Source organism: Fibrobacter sp. UWH6, from assembly GCF_900142465.1.
In the GTDB taxonomy this organism is placed as follows: Bacteria; Fibrobacterota; Fibrobacteria; order Fibrobacterales; family Fibrobacteraceae; genus Fibrobacter.
Map to the genome: position 1 here is coordinate 129,517 of NZ_FRAX01000008.1, position 17,213 is coordinate 146,729.

General features: G+C 45.0%; 15 protein-coding genes. 5 read left to right on the forward strand and 10 right to left on the reverse strand.

Going from position 1 to position 17,213, the window contains the following annotated elements:
- Window positions 1-19 precede the first annotated feature (19 nt).
- Window positions 20-460, reverse strand: a complete 441-nt coding sequence (locus BUB73_RS08805) for a S24/S26 family peptidase (protein ID WP_199174011.1) — start codon at window positions 458-460, stop codon at window positions 20-22.
- On the reverse strand, window positions 457-1,350 hold the full coding sequence (locus tag BUB73_RS08810; RefSeq protein ID WP_199505679.1) for a hypothetical protein: 894 nt from the start codon (window positions 1,348-1,350) through the stop codon (window positions 457-459). The genes BUB73_RS08805 and BUB73_RS08810 overlap by 4 nt, the downstream gene beginning before the upstream one ends.
- A gap of 76 nt (window positions 1,351-1,426) precedes the next feature.
- On the opposite strand from BUB73_RS08810, the gene bioA reads away from it, so the two are divergent.
- From bioA to BUB73_RS08825, 3 genes are read left to right on the forward strand one after another with little or no spacing between them, the layout of a single operon-like run.
- Window positions 1,427-2,779, forward strand: a complete 1,353-nt coding sequence (gene bioA / locus BUB73_RS08815) for an adenosylmethionine--8-amino-7-oxononanoate transaminase (RefSeq protein ID WP_073285080.1) — start codon at window positions 1,427-1,429, stop codon at window positions 2,777-2,779.
- Window positions 2,780-2,785: 6 nt separating this feature from the next.
- Window positions 2,786-3,565: a 6-carboxyhexanoate--CoA ligase gene (locus BUB73_RS08820; RefSeq protein WP_073161136.1), complete on the forward strand. Its 780-nt coding sequence runs from the start codon at window positions 2,786-2,788 to the stop codon at window positions 3,563-3,565.
- Window positions 3,566-3,601: 36 nt separating this feature from the next.
- The gene (locus BUB73_RS08825; protein ID WP_073285082.1) at window positions 3,602-4,780 is read left to right on the forward strand and encodes an MFS transporter; all 1,179 of its coding nucleotides are present in this window, start codon (window positions 3,602-3,604) and stop codon (window positions 4,778-4,780) included.
- Window positions 4,781-4,787: 7 nt separating this feature from the next.
- Here BUB73_RS08825 and BUB73_RS08830 read toward each other — a convergent pair whose 3' ends face one another.
- Window positions 4,788-7,655, reverse strand: a complete 2,868-nt coding sequence (locus tag BUB73_RS08830; RefSeq protein WP_139259165.1) for a rhamnogalacturonan lyase family protein — start codon at window positions 7,653-7,655, stop codon at window positions 4,788-4,790.
- A 220-nt stretch (window positions 7,656-7,875) separates the two neighbouring features.
- On the opposite strand from BUB73_RS08830, the gene BUB73_RS08835 reads away from it, so the two are divergent.
- Entirely contained in the window at window positions 7,876-10,725 is a 2,850-nt protein-coding gene (locus BUB73_RS08835) for a T9SS type A sorting domain-containing protein (protein WP_073285085.1), read from the forward strand.
- Between the two features lie 119 nt (window positions 10,726-10,844).
- Complete coding sequence (locus BUB73_RS08840; protein WP_073285088.1) at window positions 10,845-12,020, forward strand: AAA family ATPase; 1,176 nt, start codon at window positions 10,845-10,847, stop codon at window positions 12,018-12,020.
- 9 nt (window positions 12,021-12,029) lie between these two features.
- On the opposite strand, the gene BUB73_RS08845 is transcribed toward BUB73_RS08840, so the two are convergent.
- The 7 genes from BUB73_RS08845 to BUB73_RS08870 form a co-directional block, all read right to left on the reverse strand.
- Window positions 12,030-12,794: an NYN domain-containing protein gene (locus BUB73_RS08845; RefSeq protein WP_073285090.1), complete on the reverse strand. Its 765-nt coding sequence runs from the start codon at window positions 12,792-12,794 to the stop codon at window positions 12,030-12,032.
- 13 nt (window positions 12,795-12,807) lie between these two features.
- Entirely contained in the window at window positions 12,808-13,605 is a 798-nt protein-coding gene (locus tag BUB73_RS08850) for a phospholipase D-like domain-containing protein (protein WP_371522541.1), read from the reverse strand.
- Window positions 13,592-13,912, reverse strand: a complete 321-nt coding sequence (locus BUB73_RS17255) for a restriction endonuclease PLD domain-containing protein (protein ID WP_170932327.1) — start codon at window positions 13,910-13,912, stop codon at window positions 13,592-13,594. The genes BUB73_RS08850 and BUB73_RS17255 overlap by 14 nt, the downstream gene beginning before the upstream one ends.
- A 35-nt stretch (window positions 13,913-13,947) precedes the next feature.
- Window positions 13,948-14,805, reverse strand: a complete 858-nt coding sequence (locus BUB73_RS08855) for an HNH endonuclease (protein ID WP_073285096.1) — start codon at window positions 14,803-14,805, stop codon at window positions 13,948-13,950.
- On the reverse strand, window positions 14,802-16,346 hold the full coding sequence (locus tag BUB73_RS08860) for an AAA family ATPase (protein ID WP_073285099.1): 1,545 nt from the start codon (window positions 16,344-16,346) through the stop codon (window positions 14,802-14,804). The genes BUB73_RS08855 and BUB73_RS08860 overlap by 4 nt, the downstream gene beginning before the upstream one ends.
- Window positions 16,347-16,395: 49 nt before the next feature.
- Window positions 16,396-16,908: a putative phage abortive infection protein gene (locus BUB73_RS08865; RefSeq protein WP_175552201.1), complete on the reverse strand. Its 513-nt coding sequence runs from the start codon at window positions 16,906-16,908 to the stop codon at window positions 16,396-16,398.
- Between the two features lie 101 nt (window positions 16,909-17,009).
- Window positions 17,010-17,213 (reverse strand): transposase (locus BUB73_RS08870; RefSeq protein ID WP_139259166.1); only part of this gene is annotated, 204 nt, incomplete at its 5' end.

Here is a 17,213-nt window from a genome sequence, read left to right on the forward strand (position 1 = left end):
TTTACGTCCTCAAGTACAGTCAAACTTTATGAGTTATAAGATAAATTTTTAAAAGGTATCTGCGGATAGGCAAACACAAAGCCCAAAGCTTCGCACAAAAAAGACTCCACCTGGAAATCAGCGAACGGTGACGCCCCTGTTCATCCACCACACGGATGGCCTGGGCCTTTACATCCGACAACTTGCAACGTTCCCCAAAAGCCAGATTGCCATCCCCCATCAGCGTTACATTCTCACCACTGATTTTCACAATCCGATGAACCACATAACGGTTCCCCTCAACAAAGGCAAGCACCACATGGCCCACCTTCAGGTTTTCGGGTTTTACAAGAACCAGTTTTTCGCGGCCGCCCACAATAAAGGGCAACATGCTACGACCATTCACCGGGAACGTTACGCTCACGCCACTTTCTACAAGGCGGATCGCTTCCGCTATAATAACTTCATCCGTAATGTTCACTGCGCAGAAACCTCGGTAAAGGCGCCGTAGCAAACTTCGGCCGCATTCTCGTCGGGAAGGCATTCCAGATGGAACATTTTTACTTCCTGGGCAAGGCGGTTTTCTGTAGCGTGGAGGCCATCGGCCACTTTCTTATCCCAACGCATTCCAGAAATGCTCACCACCAGAGCCATATAGGCTTCAATTCCCTTTATGGGGCGAATTTTATTTTGCGGAGCCTGACTCAGGTTTACTATTCCCGCCAGCGGAACCCTGCTATTCTTATAACAGGGAGTCTTACCACTCCAAGGCGTTCCGTAGACCCAAACGCCATCCTCTTCAAGACGGACCACAGGATTGTCGTCATTCAAAAGATCAGCGTTACTGAATCGACGCAACCACATTCTCGCGTGAGTGCTCTTTCCTGTTCCGCTTTTTCCAAGGAACATGTAGCCTCGATTTTCACGAGCAATTACTGCCGAATGGAACAGCACCGTATTCTTGCAGGACGTGGCCAACGCATACAGCACCATCAGGGAATTGTTCAAGGCGAACTTTTGAAAATGAGCGGGCAAAGTTCCATTCACATAAAGCGAACCGCTCTGAAATTCGTCATGACAAACGAGTACTCCAGTAGATTTTCCACCCAACAGAAATTCAAATGTCGGCAAACTTTCAGCATTTTTTCCGCAGATGATTTCTTGCCCTTCATCGACCTGACGCGTCTCTTCGACAAAATCAACCCGTACATTTTCTGTAAAAATTTCCAGCGAGAATGCTAATGGCAAACCGTCTACAGATTCCAATTTAAAGGGAGCATAGTTATCCATCGACGCGAAGAACAAAGGCGAAGCATCGTCGTTCAACTTCACCTCGAAAACATGGCCAGCCACTTTAAAAAAGGAATTCATTTTCATCACTTCATAAAGTTAGCAAACCTCTTAAGCGGCACCCATAACGCACCGCTTTATTTTCTAAATTTAGGGTATGAAAAACGCCAGCGAACTTCTTGAATTTGATGCGGGTCACTTGTGGCATCCTTATGCAGCATTACGCAACACGCCGGCCAGATTTTTGGCACGTTCCGCACAGGGAACCACCATCGAAACCGCTGACGGCTTAAAACTGATTGACGCCGTTTCTAGCTGGTGGTGTGTAGCCCACGGTCACAACTGCCCCGAAATTGTTGAAGCCATTCGCAAGCAAAGCGAAAAGATGTGCCATGTGATGTTTGGCGGTTTCACCCACGAGCCCGCCATCGAACTGGGCGAACGTCTGGTGAAGTTTTTGCCCAAGGGCCTGAACAAGATTTTCTACGCCGACTCCGGAAGCATTTCTGTGGAGTGCGCCGCCAAAATGGCGGTACAGTACCAGTTTGCAAAAGGCCACCCGGAAAAGTGCAAGCTGGTCGCTTTAAAGGGCGGCTACCACGGCGACACTGCAGGTGCAATGGCCTTAAGCGACCCCGATGGAATGCACACCCTGTTCCGCGGCATCATGCCCCACCACTACTTTGCGGAACGCCCTAACTGCCGCGCCGACGAACCATGGGACGACCGCGACTTCGCCTCTATGGAGCAGGTGGTTGCGGAACACGAAGGTGAAATTGCAGCCATTATCTGCGAACCTGTTTTCCAGGGCGGAAACGGCATGTGGCTTTATAACGCAGGCTACCTGAAGAGACTGCGCAAGCTTTGCGACGAAAAAGGCATTCTGCTGATTTTTGATGAAATCGCCGCAGGCTTTTACCGTACCGGCCCCCGCTGGGGCATGGAACACGCCTGGGGTACCCCGGGTGCCGCGGGCAAAGATTGCGCCGCAGACGTGCTGCCGGACATCATGACTATCGGCAAGGCTCTTACGGGCGGTCACATGACCATGGCCGCATGTGTCGCTTCTGAAATGGTGGCCGACGTCATTACCAACAGCAAGATTTCCGCATTCATGCACGGCCCCACCTATATGGCAAACCCGCTGGCCTGCGCCGCAGCAATTGCCTCCCTGGACTTGTTTGAAAATCGTGATTACGCATCCCGCGTAGCCGCCATCGAAAAGCGACTCCGCGCCAACTTGGAACCGCTTCGCAACCTGGAAAACGCCGCAGACGTCCGCGTTCTCGGAGCCATCGGTTGTTTGGAACTGAAGGCTATTCCCACCAGCGACGACATCCTCCGCGTCATCAAGGAAACTGGGGTGTGGCTCCGTCCCTTCTGCAATTACGTTTACACCATGCCGCCCCTCATTACCAGCGATTCCGAAGTGGACCGCATATGCGAAGCCATCAAGATGATCGGTCAGTGCGAACCTGGCCCCGTCAGCGACGACGAATTCCACGAGTAAAGATTTATGGATTACTACAGCTTGAAAATGCGTGCTTCCCAGGATGTGGAAGAAACTGGTGCAGACGGCAGCCGCAATATTCGCGAGCAACATATTTCCGGTGCAGAACGCATCGTATCTCGAGATGCTGTAGAATACGTTTGCCAGGCTATGGTACGCCGCGCCATGACTCATTCTAAAGGTGATCCAGACAAGATTAACATCAAGATCGAAAAGGTTGCCGAAGAAGACATCCAGATTTTGGATGCGCTGCCCGTTACCCGCATCGATGTGAATACTTGGCAGGAGGGTCTTGATAAGGCTTTTGAACTTGTGGGAGAAGCCGCTGCTGGCGTCCGCGAAAAGCTGCCGGAACTGCTTCGCGCTACCTACTCCATGCGCGGCGCCATGCTGTACGACATCCGCACCGGTGAACGTCTGGAACCCAACAAGGAACGTGGGGTTCGCGCCACCTACATGGATGCACTGCAGACTAACGCTGTTGACGACCGGGAGCCCTGCGGAACCGCTTCCACCAATAAGAATCATTTTAACGAAGCCATTGTTCTCGCCACAAAGGTGGCAAACGCCCCCGGCATGGTTGCAGAACTTTGCATCAGCGACGACCCGGAATATGTTACCGGTTATGTAGCCAGCAAGGAACTGGGCTATGTACGAATCATGAAGCTAAAGGAAATGGGCAGCCCCGATGGCGGCCGCATTTTCCTTTTCGACTCCAGCAAGGCCTCCGCCGAAGAATGCATTGACTTCTTACAAAAGAAAAAAGTGCTGGTGCGCTGCCCTTAACTTGCTTCCAAAAATCCGCGACGATCTCGTTTCTCAATGTTCACCCTTAAGCCACACGCAGGAATTCCCCGCTCCTTGACTTTGATGCTAGCCATTATGGCGGGCATTTCTGTGGCCAACATTTATTATTGCCAGCCCCTGCTGAACATGATCCGCATGGACATGGGTCTTTCGGAATTCCATGTAAATCTCATGCCGGTGCTAACACAGGTAGGTTATGCGTTAGGCCTGCTTTTCATTGTGCCGCTGGGCGATATGATTGACCGCCGCCACATTGTACTGGTGAATTTTTCCCTGCTGATTTTCGCCCTCATTACCATTTACTTTTCCAAGAACGAAGGAATGCTTCTGGCAGGCTCCTTTGTTACAGGCATCTGCTCCGTGACGCCGCAGATTTTTATTCCCATGGTTTCGCTGTTTTCGAAATCCGACGAAAAGGAACTGAAAACTGGAATGGTGTTGAGCGGACTCCTCACAGGAATTCTTGCCTCCCGCGTGTTCAGCGGTCTTATTGGGGAATGGTTCGGATGGCGCAGCATGTTCCTGATTGCAGCCGCCATGATGCTAATATCTACCGCCATCGTATTCAAGGCATTGCCCAACGTACCCACCACCTATCGCGGCACATTTTTCACCATGCTGAAATCCATCGGGGAACTTTTCCTCCGATTCCCTCAGGCAAGAATTTTCAGCATCCGCTCCGGATTCGCTTTCGGGTCTTTTCTTGCGCTATGGGCATGTCTCGCTTTCCGAATGAAGCAAGCGCCGTTCTTCCAGGACAGCAAAGCTGTTGGACTTCTGGGACTTTGCGGTATCGCCGGTGCATTAACAGCCTCTCGCATCGGCAAGTACATCAAGCGTTATGGTGTAGAAAAATTCTGCAACGCCGGAAGCCTTTTGATGGCAGCCGCATGGGCAACCTTCTACTTCGGAAATTCCAGTTACGCCGCCATCGTCGTAGGCATTATCCTCATCGATATCGGCATGCAGTTTATCCAGCTGGGCAACCAAAGTTCCGTGATGAAACTTTGCCCCGAAGCCACCAGCCGCATGAACACCATCTTCATGACCATCTATTTCATTGGCGGTTCCCTCGGAACATTCCTGGCAGGAACCTTCTGGACACTCTGGGGCTGGAACGGAACAGTGCTGGCAGGCCTATTGCTTACCGCACTGTCTTTTGGGACGACGTTGATTAGTTACTGCAGAAAATAATTCGTGCCTATTTATTGTGAATCATTTTCATTCGCAAAACTTGATGATTCACTTTTGCCTGCAGGAAATAGATTCCATTAGGAAGTCCACTCATATGAGGTTTGGCATTTAGAACTTCACCAGCATATTCTGCATTGAAAGACGCTACGCGGTGCCCTTGCAGATCAAATACTTGAACTTGAGCCATTCCTGCATTTTGTAGGTGCAGGGAGTTTGCAATCACCTGCGGGTCTTCCAAATCATCAGAAGAATCGTCGGATTTTTCACCGGCAGAATCGTCACCGGGATTTTCGGAAGAATCTTCAAAGGGATCCTCATCCACGATGGATTCGTCAGTTGCAAGCACAATGCCCTTCATGTCAAATTCAAGCTGGTCAATATTGGGGCCGCCCTGTTCTGAAACAGATTGCAACTTCAGAACATTCACGCCCTTATTCAGTGAAATCTTGATTGCCACGGAATCCCAGGTTGTCCAATCTGCGGTAGGCGGGAATGTGGCGACACCATAGCTTTCATCATTGACGAACAGTTCCATCTTGCGGGTATCCGTCTTGCCGTGGGCATAGCGGAGAACCAGAGTGACACCTTCCTGGGCAGAGGGAGAATACAAATTCCAGATGCCATAGCTGGTAACAATGTTGTCGAAATTGAAGTAGCAGTCACCAACAAAGCCACCGTTAGTTGTTTCGCAAACGCCAACGCCATCAGTGGGGACACCTGCCTCTATGCTGGACAAAACGCTCACTGCGGAATTTTCAATCTTTGCTTCTGCAAGAACCGTAATGCTTGCTGTGCGTGTGGCGGGTTCCACTTCATCGGAACCACCCTTGGTAACAATGTTGATTTCGTAAACACCTGCTTTTGTAGGAGTACCGCCAATGACATAACGGGAGTTTGTGGCATCCAGCTTTGCAGTCACACCATCAGGCAACCCCGTGATGGTAAGACCATCGCAGTTGCTGTAACCGAAGGCGTATTCCGTAATGGCGTCGCCCAGCATAATGGTCTGGAAACTAGAGCCTGCACCCTGTTTCTGGATGGCAGGAATTCTAGGACCAGCTTCGCCACCCACCAGCATAATGTCCGGAGTAGGAGCCTTGTCGGCACCAGCACCCAGCCAGAAACCGAGATGAGGCGGCTGGTTGTAGGCGGTATTCTGCCAGCTCATTCCCAAGCGATAGATCGGGTCATGGGCAAGAGTATAAAGGCGATGTGTGGTAGGAATTGTCGTGGTATAAACGTAGAGCTTGGAAGCGCCATCGTGAAGGATGACTTCTTCACGCCAGTCACCGAAAAGGTCTCCGCTGAAGTTGGGAGTTGCCTTAGTGGAATTGCAGCTATTGCCTTCCAAAGTCATCAAGTCACCAAACTTCTTGCTGGAATAATTCCACTTACTAATCTTGTTTCCATCCAAAAGTTCATCCTGAAGGTCGCCATCCCAATAGATGCGGAAATTGACGGAGTAGCGACTTCCCAGAACTTTACCTTTTGCGGAATATACGTTGCCATCGGCAGTACTCCACATTTCATAACCGCGGCTAGTGCTGTCTACGTCGGCGGCGAGGCCACGGCCATTATCAGCATCGCTGTTGGAACTCCACAGGATTGCTCCGGTGCGGGCATCGTGCAGGTCGTATCCGTAGGGCTTTTCTTCGTGAACTTCCCATACTTCAAGGCCTTCGTGATCCGGATCCAAGTCGCCCAAGTGCATGGCGTCGCCATGACCCTTGCCGGTACGGTACATGAACTTTCCGTTATGATCGATGGCGCAAGCACCTTCGATGATTTCATCAAAGCCATCACCATCCACATCACCTGCAGAAAGATTGTGATTGCCCATGCCGTAACATTCGCCGCCCTTGGTAGCGGCATTGTAATACCAACGCTGGCTCAAAGTTTTTCCGTCCCAGTCGTAAGCGGCAATTGCCATACGGGTGTAGTAACCACGCTGGAAAACCATGCTGGGTTTCTGTCCATCCAAATAGGCGTTAGTTGCCAGGAAACGGTCTACGCGGTTGCCGTAGGAATCGCCCCAGCTGGAAACTGTTCCGCGAGCGGGATTGTAATTGACCGTAGCCAATTCCACACCGGTCTCGCCATTGAACAAAGTCAAATATTCATTACCGCCCAGAATGTAGCCGTTGGAATTGCGGTAATCCTTGGTGTGGTTTGTTTCGCTGGCGGCAGCGCCCTTGCTAATGTACTTGCCGGAACCATCCTTTGTGCCAGGGGCTGTTTTCATGGCCACTTCAGCCTTGCCATCGCTATCGTAGTCGCCCACCAGAATCTGGGTATAGTGAGCACCTGCGCGAATATTTACGCCTAGGTCAATGCGCCAAAGTTTTTTGCCATTGAACTTATAGCAATCCACAAACACGTTGCCGGTCTTTCCCTTCTGGGAATTGTCCTTGGAATTGCTAGGATCCCACTTCAAAATCAGTTCATATTCGCCATCGCCATCTACATCACCTACGGCGATATCGTTAGGGCTGTAAGTATAATCGGAACCACCCGCGGGGCGATCCAGATTAACAACCAGCTGCTGGGAACCCCACACAGAGACAGTCTTGTCTGCAGATTTTTCAACGCCGTTCACAACCGGGCGTACATAATACTTACTAGCGCTTGTACCTTGAGCATCCGTATAATTGCTGGCGGCTTTTCCATCGAAGCTTGCGATTTTTGCGCCATCACGATAGAGGTTAAAACCAGTGGTATTGCCGTCGGTACCCAAAACGCGCCAACTGAGGTAAACTCCCCCGCTAGTCTTCACAGCCACCAGGCCGCGATCCAGATTTTCCATTTGACGAGTTGCGTTTGCAACACCAAAACCCATTACAAGCGTAAGGCCTGCACACACCATAAACCTTTTCATAAACATCCCTTGGGAACCCAAACACCATTTTCCGGGATTTCCCAAACCTAAAGATACTCGGTATTACCGCACATGTACACCTCAACAAAATTTTTCTGTTGTCCAGCGACAACGCGTAGTCTATAGACAACTCTTTGATTTTATTAGGGATACGATTTTGCAGTGACCGAAAATATTTTTGAAGAAAATTCCAAATGAAATGGATTTTTGGGAGTGCAAAATGTTTGGATTGGGTAAATTCGTGATTGTGGCAGGAACCGCTTCCGCCATTGCAGCAACACCTACTATCAAGGTAGATTTTGACCAGAGTGGTCGAAATAGTTCCGAAGTCACTGAGGGCAATTACATCCCCTGGGTAGTTACCGGGGCGATCTCCAAAGACACGACTTTAAGTGGAGTCAAGATTACCATAAACAAGGGCAGTGCGGGAACTGCTCTAAAAACAAACTGGTACAAGGCTTCTATCCAATCGCCCTATTACGCAAAGTTGGTTGGAGATGGCGTCACCGTAGATGGCGGAAATTCCGGTGGAGAAATCAGCCTTACTTTCTCTGGACTTTCTGCAGGAACTCACAGCCTTCTCGCCTACTTGAACAATGTGGACGCGCCCGAAGCCTTTAACTACAGCAATATTGATGTCTACGTCAACGGGACAAAAAAGATAACCGTCAAGCCATCCAATCGAGCCCTCACCACAGAGAACGCTGCAACAGCCTACGTTTCCTTTGAGGTAACTTTTGCAGGCAGCGCCACCATCAAGTTCGTTCCCAGCACATCCAGCGCAACATTTCGCAACGTGACTCTTAACGGATTCGCCTTGAATGTTCCCAATTCCGCAGCACAATCTTCCGGCCCGATTCCTGCTGATTTAAACGATCATGCCGCCCACAATAATGGGGACTTGACCTTGTCCTGGACGGCAGCAGTTTCCGCAAAGAAACATCAGGTTTATTTCGGTACCGATTCTGCCGCAGTACTTGCTGCAACTTCAAAGAGCGCAGAATACAAAGGCGAACAAACCGAAACAACATTCAAGGTCACTGGAACGAATCCTCTAAACTCCTATTTCTGGCGCGTTGACGAAGTGGATGCCAACGGCACCATCACCAAGGGCGATGTCTGGAAATTCCGCATCGGGCGTTTGGCTTTTGAAGGTGCTGAAGGTTATGGGCGCAATGCAGTGGGCGGCCGCGGCGGAAAAATCGTCTATGTTACCAACCTGAATGATTCCGGCGTAGGCTCCTTTCGCGAAGCTGTTACCAATGACATCGGCCCCCGCACCATCGTGTTCAAGGTGGCAGGCGTTATCAATTTGAAATCCCGTTTGGTACTAAGCAGTAACTATGTGACTGTAGCAGGCCAGACGGCACCCGGCAAGGGCATTACTATTACAGGCGCTCCCTTCGGTATTACCGGTAACGATTGCGTTGTCCGCTTTATGCGAGTGCGTCGCGGATATGCCGCTACCGCCGAAGAACAGAACCGCGGTCTTGACGGCATGGGAATCACTGGCGCAAACCATAGCATTATTGACCATTCTTCTATCAGCTGGACTACCGACGAAGCGTTCAGCAGCCGTGGGGCAAAGAACATCACACTGCAGCGCACCCTCATTTCAGAAGCGCTGAATATTGCAGGCCACCCCAATTATCCTGCAGGAACGGCCCACGGGTATGCCGCAACCATCGGGGGCGACGTCGGCAGTTTCCACCACAACCTGTTGGCTCATAATGATGGACGCAACTGGAGTATGGGCGGCGGGCTGGACGCCAACGGCAATTACGCAGGCAAGCTGGACATTTTCAACAATGTGGTTTACAACTGGATTGACCGCGTTACCGATGGCGGCGCACATAACGTGAACTTCGTAGGCAATTACTATAAGGAAGGGGCGGCCACCACATTGCACGGCTACACATTGCGTGCCCAGCTGGAAGGTACCGGCGGCGGAACCCAGGAATACTACTACCATAACAATGTGCTGCAGGCGGCTAACGGTTCCTTTACCTGCGACGGTTCCAATGATAACTGCGGACGCGAATATCAGAAGTACGATAAGCAGGTACTGAACTGGACTGTATTCGTAAATAAGCCCTACTTTGAATCTTACGCCACCATCCATAGCGCAAAAGCAGCCTACAAGGACGTGCTTAGCGACGTAGGCTTAAACCGCACCGTCATCGACGATCACGACTCTCGCATCATTAATGAAGTCAAGACCGGCACCTACAAGTACACCGGTTCCATAGGAAAGAAGCCCGGTATCCCTGATCGCGAAAGCGATGTTGGTGGATTGGAAAATTATCCTAGCGTAAGCATGGCCGATGATTTTGACTCCGATGCAGACGGCCTTCCGGACTGGTGGGAAAATATGTACGGTCTGAATGCAACTTCGGCAAAGGGAGACTTCAGTGACGCCAACAAGGATCGTCTCGGTGATGGCTGGACGGAACTGGAACGCTACCTGGAATGGCTTGCCCGCGCAAACTTCACCTTCGAAAAAGGCGAAACCCAGACCATCGATCTTTCGCAGTACACCAAGGGCTATGACAGCGGCACTTATACCTTGAGCAATATTCCAAGCGGTGTCACAGCAACTGTAAGCGGATCCAAGATGACCGTGAAACTGTCCGACACTTTTGCAGGCGTTGGCTACATTACCTTTACCCTGAAGGACAATGCCGGCGACACCTATTCCCGCAAGATCGGCGTTACCCAGAAATTGGCTGCAGTATCCGCACAGGATCCGGAACCCGGTGTAATTACCGAAACAGAAGAACCCGATGACGATGACGATATCACATCCGTTGCCGCATTGAAACAAAAAGCATTCAATGTCGCCGTCCAGAACAACATTATCCATCTTTACGGATTGCCCCGCAATGTTTCTATCAGTGTGACGGATTTGAGCGGAAAGCACCTAATGACTTCCAAGTCCATCGTTTCTGTAAACGGCTCCGCCATTGTAAACCTGAATGACTATAGCAGAGGCTCCTACCTAGTGAATATCCGCGGCCTTTCCAATAATGGTTCTCGGGTCAATAGAAGCATGCAAGTGCAGGTGAGATAGACAAGTGTAGCGATGTACATTGTAAAACCCGAGACGCAATAACAGCAAACATCCTGTCCCAAAATACTTGACTTTTGTCCCATGATTATTTATATTGGTCAACAAGGTAGGTCAAGTCCATGAAAAAGAAGAATGTCATCAATCTGATTCGATATTATGCCGAAAAAAACGACCCCGCATTCCGCGAGGAGGCATACGAAATTGCCCGGGATTTTGACGCAAACGGCGATTTCCAGCTTTCGGAATACATCATGGCTCTCATGTCCAGCGCAAACGCCTTTGTGCCGCAAATGCACGAAAATCAGATGACATTTTTCCGCAAAATGACATCCTCGCGCGATTCGCTGCCGCTCCCCACGCCAATAGAAAAAGACATCCTTGGAATCATCAACGCTATCCAGCGAAACATGGGAATCAACAAGTTCCTATTCCAAGGCGCACCTGGAACAGGCAAGACCGAATCCGTACGGCAAATTGCCCGTATTTTGGAACGCGACCTGTTCTGCGTAGATTTCGACACCATCATCGACAGCAAACTCGGGCAAACGCAAAAAAACATCGCAGCATTATTTGATGAACTGAATCGCTTTGCGCACCCCGAAAAAATCCTTGTTTTGTTCGACGAAATTGACGCCATTGCCCTTGACAGAACCAGTTCCCATGACCTCCGCGAAATGGGTCGCGCCACGTCGGCAATCCTCAAGGGTTTTGACAACCTCAACGAAAAGATTACCATTATCGCCACGACGAACCTTTTTAAGCATTTTGACAAGGCGCTTTCCCGCCGTTTCGATTCCATTGTTGATTTCAATAGATACACTCAGGATGATTTGCAAGAAATTGCAGAATCTATTCTGAACAATTTCCTCGATGATTTCAAAATTGTTAGACGGAACCCTCGTCTCTTCCAAAAAATCATTAACCTGAACAAAAAACTGCCCTGCCCCGCTGATTTAAGAAAAATCATCAAAGCCGACATAACATTCAGCGACACAAACATCGAATGTGACTATCTCAAAAACATTTACAAATCATTCGTCGGCAAAGTTCCAGACAACTTGCAACTATTGCAAACGCAGGGTTTTACCGTTCGCGAAATAGAAATACTCTCCGGCATATCTAAAAGCCATGTATCGCGAATCCTGAATGGCGAGGGGCAAATAAAAACCGCACCTAAGGAACATCAGAAATGCCGTTCTTTGGGTGCAACCAATTTGCTATTTCATAAACCTAAAAAGAAAATCAACCTTGCAGAAGTGTACCGCAAGGCTGAAGAAGATATCGTGTGGAAATAAATAGTTGCCCTAAACGATCTTAAACCATTCCTGCTTATCTTCTTTCTTGATATCGATAATCTTCTTTTCTTTAAGTTTTGCAAGGAACTTGCCCTGACTGTTTAGAGTCTTGCCCTTGTACGAGAAGTCTTTGGCAATGCTATGGAGTTTGGTTCCAAAGAGGCTCGAGAAAATCCATTGGTCTTTTTCAAATGATTCCAGGACATTGACCATCTTCTGTCCGTCCGTTTTTGAGAAGCCCTGGCTGCAAATGAATTGAAGAAGCTTGTCTTCGTTCTTGGGCTGTTTTTCGCCAAAATAATCTTCTATGGAAAGAATCTTGTCCGAACAACTTGTAAACACGGACTTTTCGGCATCTTCCTTACGGGTCACGAGCCAAACCTTTTTACCGTACTTGTGCAATTTGTCCATGACAACGGTAAAGTCGGTGTCTGATGTTATGAACACATAATGACTCACATCTGGAGATTTTTGATATAGGCTTTCAAAAGCCTCCAGCGAAAGAATCAAGTCGGCGCGATTCTTCTTGTTGGCAACATGAACAGCCTCTCGAATTTCAAAATTCAAATCACCGAGTTGATTACGGAATTTTGCAATAGCATTTGTATTTCCACAAGCCATTTTTATGGCAAAGATCGGCGAAACACCATCCTGCTCAAAGTCGTCTGCCGAATTTGCCTCCAGCATGATGGATTCCATCAGCTTGCTCAGATTGAGCTTGGAATCAATATTCTCGAGATCAAAATATACTGCGATAGGATAAACAGATTTCATGGGAAGGTCCTTTTTATACCGTATCACCATCAGTTAAATAGCGAATCATTCCATCCAAAACAGCAAAATTATCTATATCTAGGATTTTTAGCAAATCTTGTCCAAATTCACAATATTCTTCATAACATTTTCCACTAGACAATTGAGGAGGAAGTTTTAGATACTTTAAAGAGCATCCGTTTATCAAAATATATTTTTTCGGATATAAGGTTGTCAATATTTTTGTTATGGAGCCTTTTCCCACGCCAGGAACCATTTTCAAAGCCCTTGATACTCGATTTTTTATAGGAATAGTTTCATCACTCAAAAGTTTACAAAGATTTTTTAAAGTTCCGTTTCTTTCGGCACTATGCATCGCATTTGGAACCCCATGCTGATTCAAATCTCCAAGGGAACCTTCTGAACAAAAATCATCAACGGCTTGACCCCTAAAGCCGGCAAATCCGTTATTCACATCCAAGCATCTTCTTAAGTCTTTTATGGCATTTTTACGCTGCGTGCAAATACTAGAATACAATTCATTATTGTTTCTTAATTCTTTCAAATCGGCAATGATATTCTCTGCATTAAACTTTTCAATATGCTCTGTATTTCTTTTTACCTTATTCATTTTCGGCAAAGGTCTATATGGATTGTTTATCAATTCATATTCTCGTGAAACAATTAGTTCTTCGGTGATAACATCACACTCTTTATTCCAAAGACTGTCGAACCATTTTTTTATCGACTTGCAATCTATTGGATTTTCCGTTCGAATAGCCAATTCACAATTTTTAGAAAATCCCGATTCAGTATAATTAGCCGATCCCACAAAGGCTGTATATGAGCCATTTGACGTAAACAGATAAACTTTCGGATGAAAAAAAGGTACTTTTCTCTTTATAGTATTTAACACTAATATAATCTGAAAATTCGTTAGCATTTTTCAATAACCTCAGCGCACTATTTGGCGTCGGCATATCAATGCCAACAATTAGCTTAACAAGGATGTCATTATCTTCAACAAATTTTATAATTTCTTTTGCTTTATTTTCGCTAATTAGTCCAACAGCGATAAGAACTTCATCAGCATCTTCAATTTCATTGTAAAAATATTTTTCAAGACTCTTGACAATCATATAAAATCCTTTTTTTATATTAACATTTATTCATCTCAATGCGTAATCAAATAATTGTATGCAACAGGGTCTGTTATACACGCTTTTTTCAGTACTGTTTCCCAATGATTTAAGCCAAAAGTTTTTTCATTTTCCGCTATGGCATCAAGATTTATTTCTTTAATCATTTGATCCCCCAGCCCTTTTCTTCTGGATGCTTTTATTGAATTTCCCAACTCAACAATCACTTTATTAGAGCTTTCTCTATATCGTGTAGCCAAATCCAGTTTGTCAAAATGTGATTTTACAATATCAAAAAGATCTTGCAGCATTCCATTTTGTGATATAAGAAAGGAAGGCACAATATTATTACCTGGATATGAAAATTTTACCTCTAAAAAATTTTGATTCATAACATCATCAATATATGCATTAAGAAACAACCGAACAATTTTGCCGCCTTGATTTTCTCGCCAATCATCATTTTTATTCGAATTGCATTTAGGACAACAAGGAATTAAATTTTGAGGATTTGCGGAGAAATGTGGGAATGGTGTTTTGGGAACAAAATGATCCAAAGTTCCACTAGAATCCAAAAAACAATACGGACAAACTTTATCGGCAACATTTTGGGGCGTTGTTGTTAAAAATTGATACAATTTTTTAAATTTTGCAGCTCTAAAAGAATACAAATCCTCAAAATTTTTTGTGTCAACGCCTTGCCACATTACTGTTGGCAATTGTTCCAAGGTATTTGACTTCAATTTTGCATCATAATCGTCAAATAGCATTCTAATTTGATTATTTAGTGCAGTAGAAGGCCATCGATTATATTGCCCACTATTCTTTCTTTGAACGGCATCATCAAAAAAATCAATTGCTGTTTCTAAATTATATATTTGCAATTTTTTCATTTTTGCGCTCCACTTTCAAAGAAAATGCTCGCAATAAACAGACGCAAATTCAAACTAACAGAATGTCCCGTTTTTGATGTAATTAATGAAATAATATCTTCCTCGCTTTTACCATCTTCTTTTAATGCTTTTATTTTTTCAACATAATAAGAATTTTCATCATTTATACCAAAAATTTCATTTGTTAATGTCGTCAAATTTGCCCCAAGAGATTCTGTCCCAATAAATCGAACACTTCGATTCGTCCCTATAGCATCCATAACATACACACAATCAGAAGTGAGTTCTCGAATAATTAAAGGAGAATGCGTCGCAAGAATACAAAAAGACTTGTAATATTCCAATATTTCCAATAGCATTTTCATCAATTTTGAGATAGCTTGAGGATGTAGATGTGTTTCAGGTTCATCCATTAACAAAAGAGAGTTAAATCTGATTTCTGCAAAAACATTTGCAAAAACGCTTAACATAGAATTCTGACCAGAACTTAGCTCTTTCAATATTGAGCGAATATCATTTCTTGTTTTATCCTCATCAATCTCTTGTTTAAATTTATAATCAAACAATAAGCTTTTTAAATTTTCTATCAAATCTCCATTCACTAATTCTTTTAACACATTCCAGAAAACATATTCACGACCTTGCCTATAAATAAAAAACAAAGAATCTATCGTTCGATTTGCTATATTTTCTCTGTTATAACTTCTTGTTTTCTTATCAACTAATCCACAATAGACATAATTAAAAGAATCACTTCGTTCTGGAGGATCAAAACCATCGTATTGATTAAGTGAAATCGTTATTATCTTTTTAAACAACGGATATGGCTCAAAAAATTGTTTCGTAGCAGACCTTTTTTGTTCACATAATTTCACTGGAATGTCATTTAACAATGTTGTTTTTCCAACACCATTATCCCCTATTAATGCATATAGTCTTCTAGGAAACAAATCCGATCCATTAAAATCAAAATGTATTCTTAACGACGTAACCTTTTCATACGGATGAAAAACATATTCGAATGTTTGATCAAGCTGTTTTTTCCCATAATTCAAAATATCCATACCATAATCTAAAGCTTCCTGAGCTGATTGCGGGTTCGTTTTTTGATATTCACTACGGAGAAGCGAGGTTTTAAAAACACCCTCTTGTTCAATTTTTTCTACTAAAGTAGGCAAAACAACACAGTCTCTTAAATTTTCTAATATTTGCAGATAACATTCAGGAAAACAAGCCTTCATTTGTTGATAATAAACAAGATCCTGTCCTAATGAAAAGAATTTTGCCGACAATTTTCCATCTGGATAAAATGGATCCATAATCTCATCTATATAATTATCTCCATTCGGTTTATAATCAACAGATCCTATTTTTACATCGCCTATACTTATGTTATCGCCATTTTCTTTACGATATTTTAAAGAAAAAGATGTTTTATAACCATAATCATCCCAACTACCCGCAGTCAAAATCAACGCGGGTTTAACATTATTATCAACTGGGTTTTCGTGTTTTAAAATTATAAGAGGAAGCAGATGCATAAGTATTACCCTTATAAAATGTTCTTTATCAAGTAAGAAATTCTTGCAATTACATATTCCTTAGCTTATTTGGACGGCCAACAAATTCTAATATTTTACATTTTTTTTGTTCATCAGTTACTTTCAAAGATTCAAAAAACTTATTTTCCCCTTTACCTTTGCCGTATATTTTGTCCAAATCACCACGTGTTACGTTATGAATCATCATATATTCAGTAAAGAAATGATGTTCATTGTCAGTTTCCCATTCCTTGCCATAGCCTGACAACCAATTTAAATACAACATAACCTGTTCTTCACTAGTTAATTGAGCTCTTAAAATTTTCAAATAATTCATCTTATCATCACAGTTTTCAATTCTTTTTGAATTTGCCACATATTTTACCGTATAATACAAATGGCGATAATACGAGTTCAAAACATCTCTATGTCCATTGAATACGATGCAATAGGGGATTCCGAATAGATTTATATCATTTTCAATCGCACTTCTCTCATGTTCATCGATATCCAACCCTTCAGAATTTCGTTGTACAATTCCCCTAATTTTTTGAAGTTTCACCTTCAATTCATCAGAAGCTTCACTATTAGTCAGACCTTCAAAAAAAATCTCATATGCAATTACAATTTTTTCTGAGGCATCATCAACATGTGTGGAAGCATTTAGGCAGCCTTGCTAGATGATTCTCTCGATTCCGATTCCCATTCGTAGGCAATCTTTACATCTACATAGGAACAGCTCAACATTATCAGCGACAGCATGTTGTTCATATTCCTGAAGCCATAGGCAGCCCGTATCAGTAGCTTTATCTTGTTGTTCGTCGCCTCGATCCTTGCGTTTGACACGCCTAGCCTGATTGTGTTGAG